The following is a 25,494-nucleotide window of genomic DNA, read 5'->3' as shown; positions in this document are numbered from 1 at the left end:
ATGATGTTGGATTAAGTCGCTTTTTGCTTACTTGTTTGTTGATTTTTTATTGTGCTTTTCAATCCAGAATTTTTCGATCTCTTCCAAAGGTTTGCCCTTTGTTTCCGGAAGGAATGCAAGTACAACAAGGAATGCGATGGCACAGAAAAATGCAAACAACCAGAACGTATAGCGGGCCCCCCAGGAAGCGAGTAGAATGGGTGTTAGTTGTCCCACGATAGCATCGGAAATCCACATCACCATAATACTGATACCCATGGCACGAGCCCGGATGGCATTAGGGAAGATTTCGGCCGCCACAACAAATTTTAGCGGGCCAATGGAAAAAGCAAAGAAAAATAAGAACGAAAGTATAGCGATAATCAATGCGATATTATTGACTTGACCTTGATTAAAAAGATATCCAGTAACCAGCAAACTCAGGGTAGCACCTACCGTTCCCAAAAGATATAAGGGACGTCTACCCCAATTGTCAACCTTCCAGATGGCAAAGAAAGTAAATAACACATTGGCGGCTCCAAAGAATAGTTGAGCATGATAGGAATTATTTAATGAAATACCAGATTCAAGCAATATGCTCGGACCATAGTAGACAATTGCGTTTATGCCACTGAGCTGTGAAAATAAAGGAAGGAACAAGCCCAATAGGAAGGCCTTGCGATAAATAGGCGAGAAGAGATCACGTAGATTTCCCTTCGAGGAAACGTTGCCGACCTCTTGTATATCCGATAGTCCTAACGCGCCACTGATCGCTGCTACTTCCGTGTTCCGCCCATTTTTAGATAGCCAACGTGGACTTTCAGGAATAAAGTAAACTCCGATGCATAACAATAAAGCCGGTACTGCACCAACTAAAAACATAGTTCGCCAGAGTTCATTTTGCTGTGCGGAGCTATATTCGAGAATCAAATAATTGCTGATATACGCAAAAAGGATCCCGAATGTAATAGCGAGTTGGTAACAGGTGACTGATCTTCCTCTAAATTTACTTGGCGATATTTCAGCGAGATATAAGGGCACAACGATTGAGGCTATTCCAACACCCAAGCCCCCAATGCTTCTACTTGCAATTAATATGCTATAAGAAGGACTGAATCCACAGCCAATTGCTGAGCATAAAAAGAGCAGGGCCGCAGTAACAAAGGCTGGTTTTCGGCCGTATTTATCTGTTAATGGTCCTGTGAAAAATACACCGACAATACAGCCTAGCAGGGCTGAACTGACAAAAACGCCCTCTTGAGCAGGAGATAGTCCGAAAAATTGCTTTACTAACGGCAATGCACCTGCAATTACAGCCATATCGAAACCGAAAAGGAGTCCTCCAAGTGAAACGATACATAAAATGATGATAAATCTCTTTGACATCTGCGGTTTATATTAATATGTATATACATACAAACATATATCTATTTTTTTAATTATGCAAAAAATCTTATTTTAGCACAAGCAATCCAACTGATGAATTTAAAAATAGATCATAAAAGCCCTGTTCCGCTGCATATACAAGCAGAGAATTTGTTACGCGAATTAATTAAGCAGCCTGAATATATAGAGGGTAAGTTATTGCCCAACGAAATTGAATTAGCAAAAAGATTGGCAATTTCCCGTTCTACTTTGCGTTTGGCGATCAATAAACTAGTCTACGAGGAGTTGCTCATTAGAAAGAAGGGAATAGGCACGAAGGTGGCTAGTTCCAAATTTAGTTCCAAATCCAAGAATTGGCTGAGTTTCTCACAAGAGATGAAAAACCGAGGAATTGAGGTAAAGAATTTTGAGCTTCACGTCAGCTGGGTTGTTCCGGACAAAGCAGTCTCGAAGTTTTTTAATGTAGATGAGGACCAAAAGCTATTAAAACTAGAACGTCTGAGAGGAAAGAAAGATGACCCATTTGTTTATTTTATCTCTTACTTCCATCCGCGTATAGGTTTAAACGGCGATGAAGATTTTAAGAGACCTTTATATGAGATCTTAGAAGCAGATTATCATGTCGTTGCAGATCTTTCTCAGGAAGAGCTGGATGCAATGGCCGCAAATAAATTTATAGCTGATAAATTGGAGATTAATATCGGTGATCCTATTCTGTCCCGCAAGCGCTTTGTATTTGACCAATCTGGGAAGCCGATTGAATATAATTTGGGGTTCTACCGCGCGGAAAGTTTTACCTATACTGTCGAAAGCAGAAGAGATTATTAGGGAATTCACTCATCCTTTTTGAATGGATTAATTGGATGAGTGAATAGCTAATTTATTTATTCTTTTAATGATTCTTTTCCAGGGTAGTTTCAGCCCAGCTTTCTAGGAGAGCTATTGCTTTACTCAGCACGCCTGCTGAACCTTTGAATTTTCCTGATCCACTGGGTACGTTATTTTGACCATACCATTCATAAAATCCTTTGTTTTTCACAACCCGATCGATCATCGGTTGGAGTTCGGTATAGGCTTCCTGATAAAAGCCATTTAAAACGAGTTGCTGGATCATCCGTCCGCCAAACCAGGTCCAATCACCACCATTTTGGTATTGGTAAGGCTGAGCCATTCCGCCAATGAAAAATCCAGCTGGATAGGTTGGGTATAAGGTCAATCCAATACTCGGCATGCCAGATAACCGCACGTTTTCAAGCATTTGTTTGTTGACTGTTTTTATTTCTGAAGGTGTTAGTAGCCCCGCTTCTATAGCGATGGCGGTGCCGCCATGATAATGGATCGTATTTTCATCAAATCCTTTAGGAATAGGTGATGTCTTAGGGTATATGTGCGGAATGAATTTTTGTTTTTTCTTATCCCTTAAATAACGTCTACTGTTCGTTTCGAGACTCTTTTTTAATCCTTTCCATTCCGCCACCTTGGGAGAGTTGGGCTGGATTTCAATCAAGGTCTGCAATGCAATAATAAACATCGCGTTGTCATAAATATCGATTGCCTCATTGGAAAGTTGGTCATTCCAATCACAACCAAAGCTGTCGTTGGGCTGTACATCTCCCCAATCTGCTGTCATCGCACCCCAAAGTAGCTGATACTTTTGGTTGAACCGTTCCTTTTTCAGATAATCCAACATAAGTTGGATACGGTCTTTTACAGAAATTCCACCGACAGACTCCTCCAAGATACTGTAATCCTTTGTTTTTATTATGTATTTACCCAACAATTGGATGAGTGACGTTTCCTGGTCGGTTTCTACCGTGTTTTTAAAACCCACATGATCAGGAGCGTTTTTTGAATAGTAGGGTGTATCATCATGCCAGGTAAAGTCTTTCTTTAGTACATAGCCGTCTACCATTTCGCCATTGGGCTGTTGCATCTTAAAAAATACTAAAATAGCCCCTCTAATGTCCGCTTGGGACCGCTCTTCCAATGCGGTTTCGATGAATGTATTGAGATCTCTGGCCCAAATTTGTGAGTAGCCACTGCCCGCATTGAAACCTTCTTTGATGCGGTCGGGTTTTGTTTGTTGTGCTGATAGTTGGGTTCCGAGTAACAGAAGTATTAGACTAAAAAATGTGGTGTTTTTTTTCATTGTGGTTGTATTGTAATTAATTAGGATTGACAAGTGTACCTGTCAATCATTGGTATTTATTTCAACGTTAATTTGTATTTATTTCAGGCTTGTGATCGAAGATCAGCCGTTCGATGTGTATTTTTTTGAATTTATTTACTGGTTATATTTTAATATGTATGTACAATCAAAGTTATGGAAAAATGTCAGTATTTAAGCTTTAATAGTATTTTATTTGATTAGTATTTAAAATTTTACAAATTTAGGCGTTGCGATGCAATCTGTTAAGTCGTTAAATTAAGTAATAAAATCTAACTCATGTTTATACATACTCTATTTTTTTGTAAGTTTGCTGTAGAACCTAATTGAGAACAATGGTAAAGCGTATCATTTATTATTTTTGTAGTTTATTTGTGAGTACGGCAGCTGTTTCCGCACAGCAGAAAACAGATTTGACCGTTTTTGTAAAACCTAATATTGGATCCGTCCATAGTCGGTATTTCTTTTATACACCAGCAGCCGTACCTTTTGGAATGGCTAAGCTCGCTCCGAGCACAAATGGAAGCTATGGGAACAAGTCGGGCTGGGAGGCCGTGGGTTATGACGATAGGCATACCTCAATAGAAGGCTTTGCTAATTTTCACGAATTTCAGGTAGGCGGAGTGGTATTTGCACCATCCGTTGGAAAATTGAAGACAATGCCCGGTCAACTTGATCGTCCACAAAGCGGTTATCGTTCCGATTTTGACAAGAAGGATGAATTTGCCACTTCTGGCTATTACCGTGTCAAGCTAAAAGATTATAATATACTTGCTGAGCTTACGGCAACGAAGCGTGTCGGTTTTCACCGCTATACTTTTCCAAAAACGGAAGAAGCCAACCTTATTTTCGATATTGGCCATGTGATGGGGGAAAGTGGACCGGTCGTTGATGCCGAAGTAAATTATGACAAACAGCACGTCTGGGGATATGTGGTTACCAATCCTGTATATGTACAAAAATATCAGCAGGGGGCTACGGTCAAAATGTTTTTCTTTGCGGAGATCAACAAACAACCGAAGTCTTTTGGGACATTTAGAGATTCTATAACTTTTGACCAACATACGCGCATAAAAGGAAAAGGAGCTGGAGTATATCTGAAGTTTGGCACTGAAGCAGGCGAATCAATAGACATCAAGACGGGTTTATCTTATACTTCTGTAGAAAACGCACAACTGAATTTGCTTAAAGAGGCGAAGGATATGTCGTTTGATGCTGCAAAGAATAATGCCTTGCAAACCTGGAATAGTGAACTGGGAAGAATTTTGGTGGAAGGGGGCAAAGCGGACGACCGCATTAAATTTTATACGGGATTGTATCATGCTTTACTTGGCCGTGGGCTTGCAAGCGATGTAAATGGTGCATATCCCAAAAATGACGGCTCGGTAGGTCAGATTGCCCTAAATAAGCAAGGGCAACCGATTCATCATCATTATAATACCGATGCTATCTGGGGCGCATTTTGGAATTTGACACAGTTGTGGTCTATTGCGTATCCAGACTATTACAACGACTGGATTCAGAGTCAATTGTTGGTCTATCGCGATGCAGGTTGGTTAGGAGACGGTATTGCCAACAGTAAATACGTTTCGGGTGTAGGAACTAATTTTACGGGTTTGGCAATCGCAGCGGCCTACAATGTCGGTATTCGTGACTATGATATGAATCTTGCTTATGATGCGGTACGCAAAAATGAATTGGAAGCGAAGGACCGTCTGCCTGGAGCAGGAAAGTTAGATGTGGGAGTTTTCGTCCGCAAAGGCTACTCACCGTATATAAAAGATGATCATGGCAGTCCCGAATTAATGACCAATGGATCTCCTTTTGGCGCTTCGCATACCTTGGAATATGCTTTTTCCGCTGGAGCGGCTGCGCAATTTGCAAAATCATTGGGGCGTCAAAAAGACTATGTTAAATTTCAGGAATTATCCAATGGATGGCGCAATCTGTATGATGCCGAGACGAAGTTTATGCGGCCAAAGGATAGTACTGGACGATTCATTTCAAACTTTAACCCTTATGAACCATGGCGTGGATTTCAGGAAGGAAATGCATGGCAGTATACGTTCTATGTTCCGCATGTCCCACAAGAATTGGTTAAACTCGTTGGAAAGGATCTGTTCAATCAGCGGTTGGATAGTATCTTTACGGTGTCGCAGAAGAATGTGTTTGGAGGTGGTACACAAATTGACGCCTTCGCAGGGATTGAAAGTCTTTATAATCACGGTAATCAACCGAACCTGCATATCTCTTGGCTGTTCTATTTTTCTGGTAGACCTGATCTGAGTCAAAAATGGGTACGGGCAATTTGCAATGAGTTTTATGGTAACGATGCGATACATGGCTATGGCTACGGACAAGACGAAGACCAAGGACAGCTTGGAGCATGGTATGTCTTGTCGAGTATCGGCCTATTCGATGTCCGAAGTCTCACCACCGAGAAGCCCGCACTTCAGATAGGCGCGCCACTTTTCGATCGGGTAACGATACAATTGCCGAAGAAATTAAGAAAAAATAAATTTATCATTCAGGTGAAGAAAGAGCAACCCAATAGTTCTATTGTTGATCAAGTTCGGTTGAATAATCGCCTGTGGAAAGGTTGGCACCTTCCTTTTGAACGTTTGGTGGAAGGTGGGATTTTAGATCTCAAGTTGAAAGGTGACTAAATATAAGATAAAAAAATAGCCCCATTCGGGGCTATTTTCAAGGTAGGTTGGTTTGTTGATTGCCTACGCGATTTCAGCAATAAAATTGCCCTCTTGATCCAAATCAGCTTTATGGGCTGCGATTTGTTGAAGATTAATATGTCCGATGACATATTTGAAATCTGGTGCGTAATATCGTTCTGTGATTTCACTGAAATTTAACTTTTCAATCAGTGTATCATCAGTGTATCTCAAATAAACCTTAATTAAATAATCTTGGCTATAATTTAATGTGCTGGATTCTAAATGTTTTTTATACTCATAGCGGTATCCATAGCGAAGAGCCGCGATATCCGATAGCACAGCAGAACCTGTTGGGTGGCCACCTGCTCCTTTACCATAGAAAAATTGTTCGTCTGCAAAGGCCGCTTTCACCAATACTCCATTGTTCTCATTTTCTACATTATAGAGCATGCTGTCTTTGCCTACTAGGCGTGGTAATACATAAAGTACAACTTTGTCGCCGTCGATCTCTTTTGCCGTCGGTATCAATTTGATCTTGAGGTTCTTTTCTTTCGCAAAACGAATATCTTGCTGTCCCAATTTATCAATACCAATATTGAACACATCTTCTGGTTTGACATAGATACCGTACGCATGCGAAGCAACAATACATACCTTAAATTTGGGGTCAAATCCACCTACATCCAGCGTTGGATCTGTTTCTGCAAAACCAAGTTCTTGTGCTTTCTTTAAAGCATCTGTATATTGCTGATTTTCGTTGAAAACTTTAGATAAAATGTAGTTGGAAGATCCATTAAAAATACCGCCGACAGAATGCAGTAATTCATTGTCATAGTATTCTTCTAAATTCCGTATAATGGGAATACTTCCGCAAACGGCACCTTCATATAATAAACTGGTCCCGTATTCATGTTGGATATCAACCAGCTCTTCCAAATGGCTGGCAATCATTTTTTTATTGGCAGATACCACATTTTTCTCCGATTTCAAAGCACGAACAGTTAGTTGGTATGCTGCTTCGGCATCATCGATTAGTTCGACAACAGTATTAATTTCTGGATCACCTAAAATTGTTTCGGCATCGGTAGAGAATAAATCTGCTGGTAGCGAGCGTTTTTTATCTCCGTTTTTAATGACAAATTTCTTGATCTCCAGATTAAGATCTTTGGTTTTGATGATATCGTAAAGACCTTGGCCTACGACACCAAACCCAAACATCCCTATTGTTAATTTATTACTCATATCTCTTCTTAAATTCTCTTATATATTATTTACTCTCTTATACTAATTCGTTTATGTATTCTTTTTGTTCCCGCAGAAAGCTGCTAATGATTTTTGTGAGTTTTTTTGTTTCGATCAAAAAGCCATCGTGGCCATAGGTCGATTCAATCTCTTGATAATGGGCATTGGGAACATGTTGCGCGATGAATTGTTGCTCTTGTGGCGGAAACAACAAATCTGTATTAACGCTCAGGACTAAAGTTGGACAATCAATGCTCGCCAAAGCAGATTCAATAGATCGTCTTCCCCGACCTAAATTGTGGCTGTCCATTGCTTTGGTCAGGAAATAATAGCTGTACGCATTATAGCGTTTCACCAATTTTTCACCCTGATAGTTCTGATAGGAGGATGCTTTATAATGATCGAGTTTTTCCTTATCATCTTCCTTTTGCGTGTTGGCATACGTTGTATAGTTGCGGTAAGACAACAGTGCCATAGCGCGTGCAACTTTCAATCCTTTAGCTCCACCATCAGGGTGATTGGCGTAAAAGGTTCGATCAGTTGTAATGGCCAGACGTTGACTTTCATTGAATGCAATACCCCATGGTGAGTGGACGGCATTTGTTCCAACCACGATGAGATGGTTGATGGCTATACTGTGCGATACGGCCCATTCCAATGCTTGTTGACCGCCTAATGACCCCCCGATAAGGATCTCTATTTGTTTGATTTCCAGGTGGTCCGCAAGGGCTTGATGTGCGTTGACCAAATCCCTCACTGTGAATTCGGGGAAAGATAGGTAATAGGGTTGTCCGGTTGCTGGGTTTACAGATAGCGGATTACTGCTATTATATGCTGATCCTATGACATTGGCACAAATAATATAATAATCGTTTGCATCAAACAACTCACCTGTTCCAAAAAGACCGGACCACCAATCCAGCACATCTGCATTGGCCGTTAATGCATGGCAAACCCAGATCACATTGCTGCGATCTGCGTTGGGTTTGCCAAATGTTTCATAACTGATTTGTAAATCAGTAAGCTCTCTTCCATTTTCAAATACAAAAGGCTCCGGGTGCAGATATATATGCTTACTCATTTTACGTTTAAGTTTTAAGCCGAAAAAATCTGATTATTTAATTTTATCAAAAGCTTGTTGTAAATCAGCTTTGATATCATCAATATGCTCTATTCCTACAGAAAGACGTAATAAGCCTTTGAAGACTCCGGCATTGGCTTGATCTTCATCACTCAATTGTTGATGGGTTGTAGCTGCTGGATGAATAATCAATGACTTCGTATCACCAACATTGGCCAAATGACTGATCAATTCTAAGCTGTCGATAAAGCTATTGGCCTTTTGCGCTGCGTCACCTTTAAGCTGGAAAGAAAGTACCGCGCCATAGCCATTTTTAAGGTATTTTTGTGCGTTAGCGAAGCTCGGAGAGCTTTCTAATCCCGGATAGTTTACTTTTTCTACCTGTGGATGCGCCTCAAGCCATTTTGCGACCTCTAAAGTGTTGTCTACATGGCGTTGCACCCGCAAAGACAAGGTTTCAAGTCCTTGTAATAATAAAAATGAATTGAAAGGGGAGAGTGCTGGTCCGAAATCCCGGAGCCCTTCCACACGCGCCCGAATGGCAAATTGAATATTTCCGAATGGTCCGCTTTCACCGAAAACTTCGGAAAATACTAAACCATGATAGCCTTCAGATGGTTCGGAAAATTGCGGGTATTTTCCATTGCCCCAATTGTAGTTTCCGCCGTCGACGATGACACCGCCAATGCTTGTGCCATGTCCACCGATCCATTTAGTTGCCGATTCAACAACCACGTTTGCACCATACTCCAGAGGTTTAAATAAATAACCTCCGGCTCCAAAAGTATTGTCGACGATTAATGGTAAGTCATATTTTTTTGCTACGGCAGCAATTTTTTCAAAGTCGGGAATATTGAAACTTGGGTTTCCGATTGTTTCAACATAGATTGCTTTTGTTTTATCATCAATGAGCGCTTCAATTTTATCTGCTTCGGCGTCTGTTGCAAAACGAGCTTCGATGCCTAGGCGCTTAAAAGAAACTTTAAACTGGTTGAATGTACCGCCGTATAAGTTGGATCCCGCAACAAAATTGTCACCACTTTCCAAAATATTATTTAAAGCTATAAACTGTGCCGCCTGGCCGGATGCAACAGCAACAGCTGCAACTCCACCTTCCAGTGCCGCAATACGTTGTTCGAAAACATCCGTAGTAGGGTTCATAATCCGTGTATAAATATTACCGAACTGCTTTAATGCAAATAAGTTTGCGCCGTGTTCGGCATTTTCAAATACAAAAGATGTTGTTTGATATATAGGAACTGCTCTAGATCCCGTAGTAGGGTCAGCGACTTGGCCAGCGTGAACCTGAAGAGTTTCGAATTTTAAATTTTTGTTTGAAGACATAATATATCAGATTTTAAGGGTTCAAAAAGAAATTGCAAAGTAAAAAGAGAAGCATACACACCTCCTTGAAGGGTCTGTTAAATCTTTATCCAAGAAAACGGAAATGATTTTTAACAAGCATGGAAGTGCATATGCATACGCATTCGCATCGATACAATTGTACGATGGGTTACACTTTCGCTTATCGTGCGGTTCACTTGTGTTGAACCTGAATTTTTAATGGACTTCAGTAATTTAATAATCATTGTCTTATGTCATTTATATGCTCCAAAACGATATTGTTTTGGACAGGAATTGGCACCTTTTCAAACAAATTGAAGGTTGCCAGTGGGTCATTGAGCCAGTCTCTCGCCACTTCTTTATAAATCAAGACCTACTGATGAAGGGAGGTGTTGATTAGAAATCTTCTTTCGAAGACGACACAAATATAAACTCTTTTTTTATTAAAGCAAAAGAAATGGTGTTTTTTAGTTAAAGGAATTTTGAATAACATGCCGATTGGCATCGCATATCTTCCGATGAAACCGCAAAAGTAACTGTCAATCGGGTATTATGATTTCTTTAAATTAATCCGTTCTGCAGTTTGATTTAAATCTGTTAGAAGAGGTTTAAGCGCATCGATTCTACTATGGATATCATAGGCGAGGTGGCGATTCGTCTTTTTGTTTAACGATAGCGAGAGGCCCACCAAATGGGAATTGACCTGATATGCGAGTGCCTGAAAATGGTGAATATGTGACCAATCCATCCATTTGTGCTCGGGTTCTTTTTTCATTTGATTAATGGCGTCTGAAAACAGGGCCATGGCGGTCTGCGCCTTTTTACGAGCCAGTCGTATATCAAACGAACTTTGTCTTTCGTCCGACAGACGGTTATTGATGATCTGGAAATAATGCGCGTTGTAAAGGGATACCTCTTTTGCCAGCTGAACCATGCCTGTGCTCTGGCGTACAGGTATCAAGAAATAACCCGCTATAGCCAAGAATGCTCCAATCAGTGTGAAAAGTATTCGGCTGCCTAAAATGAGATTGATGTTGCCTTCGAACAGATTGAGTGCAATCACAATTCCCAAGGTAATGAAGATGACACTGACCATATAGTTAGATCGGTTGAACAAAAAGAATCCAAAAAGACCCAATGCAGCTATGGTTAGGAGTGCTGGAAGAAAATGAATAGAAATTAAGCAGAACACACCAACTATAATACCCGAGAATGTACCGACAATACGTTCTATATTACGGGTTTTTGTCATTGAAAATGCTGGCCTGGCAACAATAGCGATCGTCAGTAAGATCCAATAGGTATATTTAAAATCCAAAAATAAAATACCGATCAATGCACCTGTTCCAAAAAGAAGAGCCATCCGAACCGCAAATCGAAAAAGCGGATTATTCAGATGGAGTTTACTTTTTAGATCAGCGAGATTACGTAATGGTCGACTGATAAATTGTTGGTACTCGCTGGTGTCAATCTTATCCTGAATTTCCTGATTTTGATAAAAAGCGACCTGGATTCTGTTGAGTACATCAATAATTGCTTCGATGTTGCTTATGATCGAACATAATATACCTTTTGCTGGATCGGCCTGTTGTTCTTGAATTTCTTTTAAATCCCGTAAGAGGGCATTAATTTTAAAGTTATTATTGTATAATTGATGTGCATACCGGAACCTCTTGTTGGGTTGTGAAAAGCTATCGATTTCTAACGCTAATAATTTGATTGTGTGACGAATTATGGGAAGGCTGCCCGTGTCTGCAAGATTTTTGCGAATTGCATCGTAGTCATGATCAAGCGCAATAATTAACTCATGGAGGTCAATTAATCCATAAACCTGACTGAGCCAATAATTGCTTTTATGCCACTGTTGGCTTATGATTTTTTTTTCTCGAAACAGAAGAGACCTGATTTGTTCCTGCTGTTCGCTGATCTGGCCATGAATTTTTCCTACGCGACTGTACGTAATATTCAAAGGAATATCGGGATCGTAAGACTGTGATCGTATCAATAGAAATTGGGACAATCCATGAAAGCCGTTAGCCATGGCATGTTTTAAAGAGCGATAAGGTTGTATATAGGCTTGTAAAAGGCTAAAAAAGTAATATATTATGGAACCTGTTGTAATCTGTAAGCCAACCGCAAATGGGTGTTGTGGGGCCATTCCGATCACAAAACTCATGAGAATCAATGTCATGTTTCCAATTGCAGCATAGCGGGCTCCAAAAATGCCGTATAAGGTGCATATAAAACCGGCTGCCGCTAGCACGATAACCAAGGGCCAATGATAGGGAAATACAATAGCTGTAAACAATGATGCAACAAAGAAGGTGGGAATACATATCAGAGCTGAAGAAAGTTTATCTTTTCTGTTGCCAGGAGGATCGGTGAGTGTTGTTAACAACGATCCGACACCGATTCCGATAGCCGTGCTCGCTTGCGCTCCCAATAAATAGATCGCCAAACTTGGCAAAATACTGATGGCAACATTACGTAATGCGTCTCCAGCATGCTCGCCATGCATAAATCGTAGCATAAGGATATAAATACGGTAGAGTCTTTTCTTCAATGATACAGTGCTCATGAATCAGTTTACTAATTTTCGATGCAAAAATACAAATATTATGCTTAATATTTTTTGTATACAATTTATTTGTTTTGAATTTTATTTGTTTTTTGAATTTTTATTTTGATTCGATGTCATTTTCCTACGATATGTTTCAGAAGATTCAAAATTAGCTCGCATGATCCTATCCGCTGTAAAAGCGATCAGCGAAGGATAGGGTTTACCGATATTATTTGGTTGTCTACCGAGTGAATCGCACTACCTGTCTATTTCTGCTAGTCAACGTGTAATGAATACACGAGGTTTGTTGTCATTATTATGAAGTTGACTATCCGATCGATAGCCCAAAGAAATTACATTATGAAACCACAAAAAATTAAATTGCTCTTATTTTCTATTGTTTTATTCCTGTGTTCTAATGCCGGACCCGTTTCAGCACAGTCTGACGGGGGGAAATTACGTACTGTCGTTGTTGGGCAGGACAACCAGCCCATTGCTGCCGCAAATATTTCACTGTTTCGTAAACCCAATGATGTCTTGTTAAAAGGAACCTTATCCAACGAAAATGGACAAATTGTGTTGTTTGCGATACCCGAGGGGAGGTACAGCTTACAGGTGTCCACGGTGGGTTATGGTACTTATCGTTCTGGGGAAATAATGCTGCGTGCGGGTGATTTCAAGGTGCTGGATACGATTCGATTACAGCTGGAAAGTAAAGTGCTGGGTGAGGCGCAGGTAATTGGCAAGAAGCCATTAATTGAAAGTCACCTTGATAAAGTTGTGCTCAATGTCGAGAACAGTATTTTGGCAACCGGAAATAACGCATTGGAACTCTTGCAAAAGGTCCCGGGGGTAACTTTAGACAACAAAAAGATCAACCTTCGTGGAAAAAGTAATGTGATCATCATGATTGATGGTAAGCCTACTTATCTTTCTGCAGATGAAGTGTCGCGCTTATTGGAAAATACAGCTTCAAATGCAATAGCCTCGATCGAAGTACTCACCAATCCACCTGCAAAATATGATGCGGCAGGGAATGCAGGAATTATTAATATTAAGACAAAGAGGAATACGCAATTTGGAAGTAATGTTAGTTTAAACCTCAATTTAGGGCAGGGTAAATATACAAAGGCTGATGGTGGCTTTCTCATAAACCATCGTAACAATTGGGTGAACTTATTTTCTTCCTATAACTATGCAACTGCCTTAGGCTTTAATGATTTAGATATCGATAGGGCTGTAGATACCAAAAGCGGGACGACTTTTTTCAATTCGGATTCTTATTCGAAATTCCGCTATCGAGGTCATAATTTCAAATTTGCGGCAGATTTTAATCTGGGGAAACAGGAGGTCATTGGATTTGTGGTTAATGGTAATGTAAGCAATGGTCATTCAACACGGGAGGGAAGCAATCTGATCGCTTCTCAAAAAGGAAAGCTTGATTCGGTAGTATTAGGAAGTAATTTGTCAGATTTTAAATACCATTACCTCACTTATAATCTGAATTACAAAAAGACATTTGATACCTTAGGGACTGAATTGACATTTAATGGGGACTATTCATATTCGAAAAATAATGACAATAGCACTGTTGGAAACCATTTTTTTGACGCAAACTGGGAAGAATTTAAATCACCGCATATTTTCCGGAATGATATGCTTTCTAAGACAAAAATATTAGTTTTTAAAACCGATTTTGTGCATCCTTTTAATAAAACGACGAAACTCGAGGCGGGGTTAAAATATAGCCGCGTAAAAACAGATAATAATTTGTTGTACGAAGATCAGGATCAGCAAGGCGAGTTTGTGCAAAATAATGGTCAAAGTAATCATTTTTTGTACAATGAAAATATAGCAGCAGCTTATTTCAGTTTAAATAAATCGTTCGGAAAGTTTTCGGTACAAACTGGACTGCGTGTTGAAAATACGAGCTCCCTAGGAAACTCAGTGACGCTTGGGCAACAAACAAAACGTACCTATACCGATTTTTTTCCATCAATATTTGTACAGCAACAAATTAATGATAATCACAAGCTTGGTGCGAGTTATAGCAGACGTATTGACCGCCCTGATTATGGGTCATTGAATCCCTTTGTGTATTATTTGGATCAATACACGTATCAGTATGGCAACCCTTATTTAAATCCACAATATACCAATTCGTATGAAGTAAATTATACCTTTAAAGATCGCTATTTACTGAGTTTGGGCTACAAGAGGACCAACGATGCAATCACTCAGGTGATAGAAAGTAATTCAGAGACCAAAGCTATTGCACAGACCGATCGAAATCTGGCTTATTTTGATTATTACAACATGAATATCAATATACCCGTTAAGCTTTTTAAATGGTGGAGTATTTCTAACAATGCCAGCGCTTTTTATAATAAGTTTAGTTTTGATGAACACTCCGGAGCACAACGCCAATTGGAAAAGTTATCGTTCCAGGTAAGTTCCAATCATGATATCCGAATTGGGGAAACAACAAACCTGGAGCTGACGGGCAATTATTTCTCGCCAGCAGTATATGGCGTATTTAGTTTTCAGTCTTACTATGGCATTGATCTAGGTGCAGGTAAAACATTTCTTGACAAAAAATTGAATGTCAAGTTGGGTATAAATGATGTCTTCAATACAAGAGGCCAGCGCAGATTGTCGAGTTATCAGGAAAATGGATACTATCGTATACGAAATGCATATGATAGTCGGGTTATCCGATTGTCTGTTTCTTATCGTTTTGGTAATATGAATATTAAGTCAGTCAATAAAAAGGGAGGGAATAATGACGAAGATAATCGATTAAAAAAATAGGAGCTATTGTTGTGAGCGGAGATAAGGAGCAAGAGATGACGAACGTTCCCCTAAAACAAAAAGAGCCAGCAATATCGCCGGCTCTTTTTGTTTTAGGGGAAGTTATCTTAACTTAAAAATAAGATCTCTCTCAATTTTGGAAGAGGCCATTTTTTGTCATCAACAATTTTCTCCAATTTGTTGACATGATAACGGATCACATCGAAATATGGTTTAACCAATTCATCGTAAGCGATTGATCTCTCACGTACATCATCAATTTGGTTTGCTTTTTTACGTTCTTGACGCATTGCTTCAGCTTGCTCCAAGATGGTATTTACGTGTGTTGAAATACGTTCTACAAAGTTCAATTGAGAGCTGAATGCTGCTTGTGCCAGACCCAGGTCTTTTAATCCTTTGACGTTTTCAATCAATTCGTTTTGATAAATGAAACATGCTGGGGCGATTTGGTTGTTAACCATCTCTTCGATGACACGCGCCTCAATTTGTAATTTTTTATAGAAGTTTTCAAGCAAAATTTCGTGGCGAGCTTCTGATTCACGTTTGGTATAAATACCTAGTGATTCAAACAGGGCTAAAGATTCTTCTTTTACATAAACATCTAATGCTTTAGGTGTCGATTTGATGTTAGAAAGACCACGTGCTTCGGCCTCTTTTTCCCATTCTTCGCTGTATCCATTGCCTTCAAAGCGGATAGCTTTTGAATCTTTGATGTATTTGCGGACAACATTTAAGATCGCAAGATCTTTTTTGGTGCCTTTTTTGATTTGTTTATCTACTTCTGTTTTGAACTCGATCAATTGCGCTGCAACGATCGCATTCAACACGGTCATCGGTAAAGCGGAGTTTGCAGAAGAACCAACAGCGCGGAATTCAAACTTGTTACCGGTAAAGGCAAATGGTGAAGTACGGTTCCGGTCTGTATTGTCCAGTTTTAATTCAGGAACTTTAGGAATACCATGCCATAAGTTTGCCTCTGCTTTTACTTTTTTAGCAACACGAGCAGATTCAACTTCTTCCAAAAGCTCATCCAATTGAGAACCTAAGAAAATTGAAATAATTGCTGGTGGAGCCTCATTTGCACCCAGACGGTGATCGTTGCTTGCACTAGCGATAGAAGCGCGCATCAAATCAGCGTATTCATAAACAGCTTTGATGGTATTGACGAAGAAAGTCAAGAACATCAAATTGTTTTTAGGTGTTTTTCCAGGAGATAATAAATTTACACCAGTATTTGTGATTAAAGACCAGTTGTTGTGTTTACCAGATCCGTTGACACCAGAGTATGGTTTTTCATGCAACAATACTTTGAAGTTGTGTCTTAAAGCAACTTGTTCCATGACATTCATCAACAATTGGTTGTGATCGATGGCCAAGTTGATTTCTTCGTACATTGGAGCACATTCAAATTGAGAAGGTGCAACTTCGTTGTGACGAGTCTTTAAAGGAATACCTAATTTTAGCGCTTCGTTTTCCAAGTCCACCATGTACGCTAATACGCGCTCTGGAATCGCACCAAAATAGTGGTCTTCCAATTGTTGGCCTTTGGCCGACATGTGGCCAAATAACGTACGGCCCGTTAACTGAAGATCTGGACGAGCATTATATAAGGAAAGGTCAACCAAGAAATACTCTTGTTCAATACCAAGAGAAGCGTTTACTTTAGTGACCGATTTGTCAAAATATTGAGCAACATCCGTTGCCGCTTTATCTACTGCGTTGATGGCTTTCAATAAAGGAGCTTTATAGTCTAATGATTCACCCGTATAGGAAACAAAAACTGTTGGAATACATAATGTTTTACCAGCACCTGTTTCGTAAATGAATGCAGGAGAAGATGGATCCCAAGCTGTATATCCTCTAGCTTCGAATGTATTACGGATACCACCATTTGGGAAAGAAGATGCATCGGGCTCTTGTTGAACTAATGCGTCAGCAGTAAATTTTTCAATGGCTTCACCGTTTTCGTCTGGCTCAAAAAAAGCATCATGTTTTTCAGCAGTCGAACCCGTTAAAGGTTGAAACCAGTGTGTGTAGTGAGAAACGCCGTGGTTAAGTGCCCAAGTTTTCATGGCCTGTGAAATGTGTTCAGCCAAATCTCTTGAAATAATCTGTCCCTCTTCAATGGATGCAACTAACTCCTTGTATGAATTTTTAGGAAGGTAGTCTTTCATTTTGTTTACGGAAAAAACATTCTTTCCGTAAATGTCAGTTGCTTTTTTAGTTTCAACTTTTTCAAATGAAGCAATTTGGCGTGAGCCTGCTGCTTCTACTGCTTTGAATCTTAGGTTCGACATTTGTATTTTGTAGTTAAATTACAGTTTTGTTGATTTTGTTTTTCAAAAATATTGTGTTTTTATTGAAAACTGAAATTTTTTTTGATGTTTTTTGTGAAATAATTCAAAAATTATGGTTTTTGGCTAATAAAAAAGGTGTGATTTATATAAATCACACCTTTTTTATTGTTTTGTGTTATAATTCGAATCCCCAGTCTATTCCTTTTTCGGTGGCAGGTACTCCTTTCTTCATCCAAGCAGGAGCGGGGGCACCTTTTAGGAAATGATCGAAGAATTGCTGTTCGCGAATTTGTATATCCTTACGGTTTTGTCGAAGTATGAGGTTATGTTCATCACCATTATAATTCAGCATCCATACAGGTTTGTTTAATCGGCGTAACGCAGTAAACATTTCAATACCTTGATACCATGGCACGGCCCCGTCGTTGTCATTAGCCATAATGACAACAGGAGTTTTAACTTTATCCAAATGGAATAAAGGTGAATTTTCGATATATAGTTCTGGAGCTTCCCACAGGGTTTTTCCGATGCGGCTTTGTGTATGTTCGTATTGGAACTGGCGGGACATACCACTTTGCCAGCGTATTCCGCCATAGGCAGATGTCATGTTGACGACAGGAGCACCAGTCCATGCTGCAGCGTACATATTGGTCCGCGTAATGAGGTGAGCAACTTGATAACCGCCCCAACTTTGGCCCTGTATTCCCATCTTTGTGCTATCAACCCATGCATTCTGAGCGAGGTATCTCATCCCAGAATTGATGTATTCTTCAGCTGATTTACCCGGATGACCTGTTTTGTAGCTTATATTTGGCGCAAATACCAGGTACTCGTTACTTACAAAATAGGGGATGTTCAAACGCGATGGCGTAGGAGCAGGGGGTTGATACGTATATAATCCATCTGAAAGCTTTTCATAGAAGTAAGCTATAATGGGATATTTTTTTGCAGGATCAAAATTTTCTGGTTTATAAAGAATTCCCTCAGCCTGATTTCCTTCGGGCGTTGTCCAATGGACTAACTCTGCTGTCCCCCAATTGTAATTAGCCTGTTGCTGATTAATATTGGATAGTTGTAATTCGTCTTTGAACTTTATGGTATTGGTGTAGATATTAGGCGAATTCATATAATCCTCTTTACTGTACAGTATCGTTTGTTGATCCGCTGAAGAGCTGATATTCCTGAACGTTTTTGCCTCCACCAAAAGACTTTTAGGATCGCTATGCTGCCCCTTGAACTGGTAGAAACCAGATTCTTTGGTTTTATTGTCAAAGGAAGTTAGAAAACCACCCTTTTTATAGTCGAGTGTTGTGGCTTGTTCGCGGTCCTCTTCTCTTTTTAGCGGTAAGTAGCGGAAAGTTGTCTGCGATGCAGCTCCATAGCCGTTGGTCAAGATGGATTTGTTGGAACCGTCCAAGTTAAAATACCAGATATCATACCTCGAATTGACGTAAATCCCTTTAAAGTCCGGACTCCATGCTGCCATGCCATATCCTTGCGCGGCAGTAGGCATATCATTTTCCTCGTCAGCAAAGGACGCTGGTATACCGTCATTTAGCACCGTCTTTTTCTTTGAACTAACCTGATAGGAATTCCAGGAACCTTTATCTTGGTCGAAATATACGATGTATTTTGCGTCAGGACTTAAGATTGCATTTCCTGAAAAGTTTGAAAGGATTAACTCTTTATTTCCTGTTATTGTTGAAACCAGATAAATGTCGTCTCGTGTACTGCCTTCCCATTGACTTGCGATGCGCTTGCCAAAATCAGTGCGTGCTAAGATATACTCTTCATTTCCGTCCGGTGTAAGTGCGGTGGAGTTAAATGTTTGGTCCGTAAGGGGAATAATGTTGCGATTATATTTGGGGTAAGTAACCGCTAAGAAATTTCTTGCAAGATCTTTCTTTAAATTGACCAACTGCATGGGCTGTAAATAGTCGTCTTGCCAGTTCCAAACGTCCACTTTAGCATGCTCAAAGTCAACCAAAGTGGTGTCTCTGACACGTGGTATTGGTGCTATGCCGAAAAATAGCTTCTCTCCATTTTTGCTGAAACGGATATCGCCATCCCCACTAACGGCCCAGTCTTTAGGTATACCATTGCTTGTCTTTGTTGCGAGGTATTGGGCTGTATCTATACCATTGGCATAATAATATAGATTGTAATTTTTTAGTAATGCCTTTTCATTGGAGAGATCCCCCAGGTAAGCGAGCTGATTACCTGATTCATCAAATTTGAAATTTTTATAATTACCTTTTCCATTTGATATCTTTTTAAGCTTTTTAGTTGCTATTTCGTAAAGGTAGACTCCAGATTCTTTTGATAGGCTATCTTTTGAATCTGTTTTTTTTGAAAAAACTATTTTTGATCCATTTTTATTCCATTCGTATTGATCTACAGATGAGAATTGCACCGAATCACCAGAATTTAGATCATATAAAGCAAGCGTTGCCACTGTTTTTTTCTTTTTATCGCTGCCTTTCTTTGCTTGTGTGGCATCAGAAGCCGTTTTTGAATCAGGTTTGTCTTTTATTTCCTTGTCGAAAAGAAAAGAGACGAAATTGTTGTTTTGATCAGCAATTTTATAGGATTTTACCTGCGCAAATTTGACAAGGGATGACGTTGTTACATTGTAGATTGCCAATGAATCTTTTGGGAGATCTTCGGCTTTCTTCTTTTTGATCTTGGCTTCGCGGGTTAAGGCAAATGGCGCTTTGACCAAACTTAACAGATGATTTTCGGTATCTGTTAGTTTTCCATTATACCCACGGGGAATTTGAATGATTTCTTTGTTCTCTTTGGTTTTGAGAAAAAGCTGATTGTCGCCTTCTTGTGGAACGACCTGGAATAGGATAAATTTTCCCGATTTACTGATATAGGGTGATGATACGCTTTGCCAACTATCATATACCGTATGATCCAATGGTTTCTTTTGCGCATGGGCAGCGAATGCAGCCAGAAAACAAAATGGAATACAGATACTTTTCTTATTCATATTTTTAAACCTTTTTGTCGCAATTTATTCATAAAAAATAAATAAACATCGATTTTTTGGTATATTCATTGTTACGTAAACATAAAAAACTGGTTATGAAATCATCATCCGCTGTTATTATTTCGATTATAATGGGCGTTGTGCTCTTGCTCGGCACCTGGATATTGGGTACAGCTTATCGCTATAAGTTTAAATCGACGCAGACAATCACTGTTAATGGTAATGCCAAAAAAGATTTTGAATCCGATTTAGTCAAATGGAGTGCTACTTTTAGCCGAAAGAATTATGAATTGAGTGCTGCTTCAGCACAATTGGCTACCGATAGAGATTTGGTGCGGGACTTTTTAGTACAACAGGGGGTTAAGGCTGACGAGATCCGTTTCGAGGCTGTTAATATTGCCAAAGACTTTGAATATCATACCGATGGAAAAGGCAATGGTTATAATACTTTTTCCGGTTATACCTTATCGCAGGCCGTCAGTGTCGAATCAAAAGACTTAAATAAAGTTGACAATGCTTCAAGAGAAATATCGACATTAATTTCCAAGGGGATAGAACTTAGCTCCAGTAACCCTAACTATTATTACTCCAAGCTAGAGGATCTAAAGCTGGAACTTATTTCACAGGCTTCAAAAAATGCACATCAACGTGCAGAGAATATCGCAAAGGAATCGAATGCCGGATTGGGTAATCTGGTAAAGGCCGATCTGGGAATTTTTCAGATAACGGGACAAAACGACAACGAAGAATACTCTTCAGGTGGTGCATTTAATACAGCATCAAGAAAAAAAACAGCTAATATCACAGTTAAAGCAAGTTTTTTGAGTAACTAATGAAAAATTATTTGACTGAATCTCAGTCCTATATTGGTTTTGATTGAAAAATTATTCAAAAAGTTTTCTCCTTTTCAATAAAAAACCTACTTTTGCATCATCCCAAACGGATATGCCCGGATGGCGGAATTGGTAGACGCGCTGGTCTCAAACACCAGTGGGAAACCGTGCCGGTTCGACTCCGGCTCCGGGTACTGAAAGCCTCTTTACGTATCGTAAAGAGGCTTTTTTTATACACCTATGTTTTTCTGACCTGATGATTTCGACAATACCCGGATAATAACTTATCAAGATAGACAATATAACGGATATATCCTAATACCAACGTATACCTAATACCAGTTTTCAAGCAGTTTTTAGACAGTGATTAGTCATTACTTATTCAGTTGTCACTGAGCAAGCACTGAACGAGCACTGAACAAGCACTGAACAAGCAGTGTCTAAAGAGTTAATCTGATCGCTCTTTGATCCGAATTTGCTACAATAGCTATAGCTTGTTCTTTGGTGTTTCTTCGCTTATTATAGGGACTTTCATTAGACCTTCCTGAGTATTCGTTCGCTATTTCTCTGGTGTTTCCTTGGTGTTTCCTTGGTATTTCTTTGGTCTTTCTTTGGTGTTTCTCTGGTCTTTCTTTGGTATTTCTTTGGTATTTCTTTGGTCTTTCTTTGGTGTTTCTCTGGTCTTTCTTTGGTGTTTTAACGATAAAATGCCAATAAAAGAGCAATAAAAGAGCAAAGAAACGGTAACGTAGGTGTAATCCTCAACCAGACTTGTAGATAAGAAAGATAAATTGCCTACCGTTGAATTGGCAGTAAGACGGGCTTTTTTTTATAAACTTTCTTTAATCTGAATTTTCTTGTTTAAATTGGAAATACCAAATATAAACTTGGATGAAAACAGTTTTTTTATCGCTGGCACTGTTGTGTTTTTTCATGACGCAGGGACAAGTGGGGTTTGTCTTAAACGGGAAAAAGAATGTCAAAATTCCTTTTCTTTTTGTTCATAACCTAGTCATTATACCTGTGCAAGTAAACGGGTATATGATGAACTTCCTGTTGGATACAGGTGTTAAAGAAACCATGATATTTGGGGAAACATTAAAGTCAATTGATAGCGCTATTTTTGTTAATAAGTTTCAGGGCTTGGGTCGGGAAGAGGGTTTGGATGGCTATTTATCCGTCAGCAATCACGTGAATATTGCAGGCGTATATGAAGATTCGGATCAACCGATCTATATTCTTCAAAACGCTCATATTGATATTTCTACCCGGATCGGCGTGGAAGTGAATGGAATTATGGGTAGTCGTTTTTTTGAAAACCAAATGATCGAAATGGATTTTCAAAAACATCGCATCACCTTATATCCTAGAGCGAACAAGCCTAAGGGGCTTGAGAAGATGCAGCGTTTGCCCTTGGATATTTTAAACAGTCGCCCCTATACTTCGGTTGCTTTTAAACAGGGCGATGTGGCTATTGATGGTCGTGTATTGATCGACATGGGAAATAGCGATGCCTTAATGCTTATTCCTTCCAAGCTAAATAATTTTGATATTAAGCCTCCATTTATTGATGACTACATAGGGCAAGGATTTAACGGTGAGATTTATGGAAAAAGAAATCGAATCCGATCGCTCGAACTTGGGCCGTTTACAATGGATTATCCCCTCGTAGCCTATCCCGAATTGAGTTCGTTACAGCATGCAACATTTGTGAGCGAAAGGGTAGGTTCCATTGGAAATGAGTTGTTACGCCGATTTAAGGTCGTATTCGATTACCCCAACAAATCCATATACCTTCATAAGAATAAAGATTTTGATCGCTTTTATTATTTGAATATGAGTGGTTTAGAAATTATCCACGATGGCATTAAATACGAAAAAGAAGAAATACCCGTGGTTCTGCAAAAAGATGGCGGTACAGAGGTAAGAATGGGCAACAGTGTGCAGTATCGCTTTGTACTACGGAATATGTACAAAATTGCGACGGTTCGTGATGGTTCGCCTGCGGCAATCGCAGGACTAATGCCGGGAGATAAGGTTATATGGATCAATGGTAGACCTGCATCTTCATTTTCCCTGGAGTCGATCCACAATCTTTTTAAATCAGAAGAGGGAAAGGAAATGCGTTTCCGCGTAACCAGAGGCGGGAATACACGCGACTTTAAATTTGTGCTAAAGGATCCACTTCCATTTAACCCGAATTAAATTTTTGCAAATATGAAAAGTTTAAATAAAACTTATTTATCTTTGCTGTCAATAATAGTATTATAACAATTAAAAACGAAGAGATATGTTGGTCACCAAGATTATAACACCGCAAGCTTTTAAGGCAAATGGATTTGCTGAAAGTAATCTTCGTGCTTTTTGTCATAGTTAAGACATTCTTCAAAATTGGAGCACATCGTGTTTGTTCAATCCGCTGGAATGAATAATCGGATCGCTTCACTTCTTTTGGAAAACCAATTAATACAGATGAAAAAGCCGAAGTTCATTCGGGCTTTTTATTTTTCCTGATTTTCGTTTCTATTCATACAACTTAGACACTTTAGGGGCATATGGCTTTCTGAAAAGCTGTTTATAATCCGCTCTTTCGCACGAATCAACTGTGCATAATGAAGAGCATTTGTTTAATAGATTCGTTATCTCTAAAAGAATATTCCCGAAATTTTTTCAAAAATGCTGCCGATTTCTACGATGGAATTGGTGGCTAATTATGTATGTTTTTTACAAAAAATGGGAAGTAAATTATCTGGAAAAGATCTAATAAAAATAGGTTTTCCACAAAATAATATAGTTAACACAGCTTTGGGACTGATCACAAGGTATCGAAAGAAAGAAAATAAAGAAACCATTCTTCTTGAACTTGCTGAGCTTTTAGAAGCTCCGGAGCGATTTATGGAGCATAAAATATGGGGAAAGCTTTCTGAAGGACTGGTGCAGCCCATAGAAATACGTGTCCGGGAGCTGAGCGCGCATGGAGCTCCATTTAACATATTTGGTGCAAATGAAATTGATGAGCAGGCGAAAAGACAATTGTACGATGCATTGCAATTGCCTATTTCAAGGCAAGGTGCATTGATGCCAGATGCGCATACAGGTTATGGGCTTCCCGTCGGTGGGGTGCTGGCTACAGAAAATGCCGTTATACCCTATGGTGTCGGGGTGGATATCGGTTGCCGGATGAGCCTGTCGATATTCGACTTACCTGGCAGTTATTTTAAAAGACGAGAATTTCAACTGAGAAATATATTGAAGGAAAATACCAAATTTGGTTTAACCGACACGCATCGTGAGAAGTCTGATCACATCATTTTCAGTAGGGCGGAATTTCAGGAAATCCCGCTGTTAAAATCCCTGTTGGGGAAAGCTTATAGGCAATTCGGGACTTCTGGCAGCGGAAATCATTTTGTCGAAATGGGCATTGTTGAGCTTCATACCGTGCGGAACGAATGGGGGATGGATCCAGGGCAGTATTTGGGGATTTTATCCCATAGTGGTTCTCGCGGCCTGGGAGCACATATCGCTAAACATTATACGAGTCTGGCTGCCCAACTGTGTCCATTACCTCGTCATGTGCAGCATTTGGCCTGGTTGGATTTATCAACCCAAGAAGGACAAGAATATTGGATGGCAATGAATTTGGCAGGGGACTATGCCCAGGCCTGTCATACGGATATCCACCGACGTTTGGCTAAAGCACTTGGATGTAACCCCGTGGTAACGATCGAAAATCATCATAATTTCGCATGGAAGGAATTCGTGAATGGTGAGGAATATATCGTTCATCGGAAGGGAGCAACTCCTGCTGGAAAGGGTGTGTTGGGGGTGATTCCCGGCTCGATGACAGCACCGGGGTTCATTGTGGAAGGGAGGGGAAACCCCTTAAGTTTACAGTCGCGGCATCCCATGGAGCGGGGCGGGTCATGTCGAGATCTGCCTGCAAAAATAATTTAACAAAAAGCGCCATGTTGAAAGATCTGGAAGCATGTGGTGTGGAGTTGATCGGGGGCGCGTTGGATGAGTCGCCACGTGCTTATAAAGATATTCATCGGGTGATGAAATTGCAGGAGGAACTGGTGAATGTTCTCGGAACGTTTAGTCCGAAGATTGTACGCATGGACAAATAAAGG

At 39.7% G+C, this 25,494-nt stretch carries 13 protein-coding genes, 1 tRNA gene, 1 pseudogene and 1 riboswitch; of the genes and pseudogenes, 7 read left to right on the top strand and 8 right to left on the bottom strand.

What is annotated here, in order from left to right:
* Positions 1–27: 27 nt before the first annotated feature.
* The gene (locus B2O97_RS05645) at positions 28–1,365 is read right to left on the bottom strand and encodes a sugar porter family MFS transporter (RefSeq protein ID WP_286753852.1); all 1,338 of its coding nucleotides are present in this window, start codon (positions 1,363–1,365) and stop codon (positions 28–30) included.
* A gap of 93 nt (positions 1,366–1,458) precedes the next feature.
* Here B2O97_RS05645 and B2O97_RS05640 point away from each other — a divergent pair, with 93 nt between their 5' ends.
* Positions 1,459–2,193 (top strand): GntR family transcriptional regulator, encoded by a 735-nt coding sequence (locus B2O97_RS05640; protein ID WP_046674612.1) that lies wholly within the window; start codon positions 1,459–1,461, stop codon positions 2,191–2,193.
* Between the two features lie 64 nt (positions 2,194–2,257).
* Here B2O97_RS05640 and B2O97_RS05635 read toward each other — a convergent pair whose 3' ends face one another.
* Positions 2,258–3,514, bottom strand: coding sequence for a hypothetical protein (locus B2O97_RS05635; RefSeq protein ID WP_286767088.1), 1,257 nt, complete (start codon positions 3,512–3,514; stop codon positions 2,258–2,260).
* 353 nt (positions 3,515–3,867) lie between these two features.
* Between B2O97_RS05635 and B2O97_RS05630 the strand changes: the two genes are divergently transcribed.
* Positions 3,868–6,198 carry a GH92 family glycosyl hydrolase gene (locus tag B2O97_RS05630; protein ID WP_286767087.1) on the top strand — a complete coding sequence of 777 codons (2,331 nt, stop codon included), beginning with the start codon at positions 3,868–3,870 and terminating at the stop codon, positions 6,196–6,198.
* A gap of 63 nt (positions 6,199–6,261) precedes the next feature.
* Here the strand turns inward: B2O97_RS05630 and B2O97_RS05625 are convergent, their stop codons facing one another.
* The 4 genes from B2O97_RS05625 to B2O97_RS05610 form a co-directional block, all read right to left on the bottom strand.
* Positions 6,262–7,443 (bottom strand): homoserine dehydrogenase, encoded by a 1,182-nt coding sequence (locus tag B2O97_RS05625; RefSeq protein ID WP_286767086.1) that lies wholly within the window; start codon positions 7,441–7,443, stop codon positions 6,262–6,264.
* Between the two features lie 37 nt (positions 7,444–7,480).
* A complete protein-coding gene (locus B2O97_RS05620; protein ID WP_286767085.1) occupies positions 7,481–8,524 on the bottom strand; it encodes a homoserine O-acetyltransferase family protein in 1,044 nt (347 codons plus the stop codon).
* A 33-nt stretch (positions 8,525–8,557) separates the two neighbouring features.
* Entirely contained in the window at positions 8,558–9,868 is a 1,311-nt protein-coding gene (locus tag B2O97_RS05615) for an O-acetylhomoserine aminocarboxypropyltransferase/cysteine synthase family protein (RefSeq protein ID WP_286767084.1), read from the bottom strand.
* Positions 9,869–10,123: 255 nt separating this feature from the next.
* A riboswitch (SAM riboswitch) is annotated at positions 10,124–10,236 on the bottom strand.
* Between the two features lie 182 nt (positions 10,237–10,418).
* Positions 10,419–12,446, bottom strand: a complete 2,028-nt coding sequence (locus B2O97_RS05610) for an FUSC family protein (protein WP_286767083.1) — start codon at positions 12,444–12,446, stop codon at positions 10,419–10,421.
* 342 nt (positions 12,447–12,788) lie between these two features.
* Here B2O97_RS05610 and B2O97_RS05605 point away from each other — a divergent pair, with 342 nt between their 5' ends.
* Complete coding sequence (locus B2O97_RS05605; RefSeq protein WP_286767082.1) at positions 12,789–15,239, top strand: TonB-dependent receptor; 2,451 nt, start codon at positions 12,789–12,791, stop codon at positions 15,237–15,239.
* A gap of 107 nt (positions 15,240–15,346) precedes the next feature.
* Here the strand turns inward: B2O97_RS05605 and B2O97_RS05600 are convergent, their stop codons facing one another.
* Positions 15,347–17,536, bottom strand: a complete 2,190-nt coding sequence (locus B2O97_RS05600) for a glutamine synthetase III (RefSeq protein WP_070565356.1) — start codon at positions 17,534–17,536, stop codon at positions 15,347–15,349.
* A gap of 175 nt (positions 17,537–17,711) precedes the next feature.
* Positions 17,712–20,531 (bottom strand): S9 family peptidase, encoded by a 2,820-nt coding sequence (locus tag B2O97_RS05595; RefSeq protein WP_286767081.1) that lies wholly within the window; start codon positions 20,529–20,531, stop codon positions 17,712–17,714.
* Between the two features lie 95 nt (positions 20,532–20,626).
* Here B2O97_RS05595 and B2O97_RS05590 point away from each other — a divergent pair, with 95 nt between their 5' ends.
* The 4 genes and pseudogenes from B2O97_RS05590 to B2O97_RS05575 all read left to right on the top strand — a co-directional run bounded on the left by B2O97_RS05590 (position 20,627) and on the right by B2O97_RS05575 (position 25,491).
* The gene (locus tag B2O97_RS05590) at positions 20,627–21,364 is read left to right on the top strand and encodes an SIMPL domain-containing protein (RefSeq protein ID WP_286767080.1); all 738 of its coding nucleotides are present in this window, start codon (positions 20,627–20,629) and stop codon (positions 21,362–21,364) included.
* Between the two features lie 114 nt (positions 21,365–21,478).
* A tRNA-Leu gene (locus B2O97_RS05585) sits at positions 21,479–21,558 on the top strand.
* Between the two features lie 697 nt (positions 21,559–22,255).
* The gene (locus B2O97_RS05580; RefSeq protein WP_286767079.1) at positions 22,256–23,569 is read left to right on the top strand and encodes a PDZ domain-containing protein; all 1,314 of its coding nucleotides are present in this window, start codon (positions 22,256–22,258) and stop codon (positions 23,567–23,569) included.
* Between the two features lie 471 nt (positions 23,570–24,040).
* Positions 24,041–25,491, top strand: a pseudogene (locus B2O97_RS05575) (RtcB family protein).
* The last annotated feature ends 3 nt before the right edge of the window (positions 25,492–25,494 follow it).

It is taken from the genome of Sphingobacterium sp. UBA865 (genome assembly GCF_002295765.1).
GTDB classification, from domain to species: Bacteria; Bacteroidota; Bacteroidia; order Sphingobacteriales; family Sphingobacteriaceae; genus Sphingobacterium; species Sphingobacterium multivorum.
Note: the sequence above shows the minus strand (reverse complement) of the source record. Positions and strands in the feature narration are given on the sequence as shown.

Bases quoted from the DNA above. Each gene is read 5' to 3' on its own strand.
- B2O97_RS05640 (WP_046674612.1), top strand. From the start codon at position 1,459: ATGAATTTAAAAATAGATCATAAAAGCCCTGTTCCGCTGCATATACAA.
- B2O97_RS05590 (WP_286767080.1), top strand. From the start codon at position 20,627: ATGAAATCATCATCCGCTGTTATTATTTCGATTATAATGGGCGTTGTG.
- B2O97_RS05615 (WP_286767084.1), bottom strand. From the start codon at position 9,868: ATGTCTTCAAACAAAAATTTAAAATTCGAAACTCTTCAGGTTCACGCT.
- B2O97_RS05635 (WP_286767088.1), bottom strand. From the start codon at position 3,514: ATGAAAAAAAACACCACATTTTTTAGTCTAATACTTCTGTTACTCGGA.
- B2O97_RS05620 (WP_286767085.1), bottom strand. From the start codon at position 8,524: ATGAGTAAGCATATATATCTGCACCCGGAGCCTTTTGTATTTGAAAAT.
- B2O97_RS05600 (WP_070565356.1), bottom strand. From the start codon at position 17,536: ATGTCGAACCTAAGATTCAAAGCAGTAGAAGCAGCAGGCTCACGCCAA.
- B2O97_RS05630 (WP_286767087.1), top strand. From the start codon at position 3,868: ATGGTAAAGCGTATCATTTATTATTTTTGTAGTTTATTTGTGAGTACG.
- B2O97_RS05595 (WP_286767081.1), bottom strand. From the start codon at position 20,531: ATGAATAAGAAAAGTATCTGTATTCCATTTTGTTTTCTGGCTGCATTC.
- B2O97_RS05605 (WP_286767082.1), top strand. From the start codon at position 12,789: ATGAAACCACAAAAAATTAAATTGCTCTTATTTTCTATTGTTTTATTC.
- B2O97_RS05645 (WP_286753852.1), bottom strand. From the start codon at position 1,365: ATGTCAAAGAGATTTATCATCATTTTATGTATCGTTTCACTTGGAGGA.
- B2O97_RS05580 (WP_286767079.1), top strand. From the start codon at position 22,256: ATGAAAACAGTTTTTTTATCGCTGGCACTGTTGTGTTTTTTCATGACG.
- B2O97_RS05625 (WP_286767086.1), bottom strand. From the start codon at position 7,443: ATGAGTAATAAATTAACAATAGGGATGTTTGGGTTTGGTGTCGTAGGC.
- B2O97_RS05610 (WP_286767083.1), bottom strand. From the start codon at position 12,446: ATGAGCACTGTATCATTGAAGAAAAGACTCTACCGTATTTATATCCTT.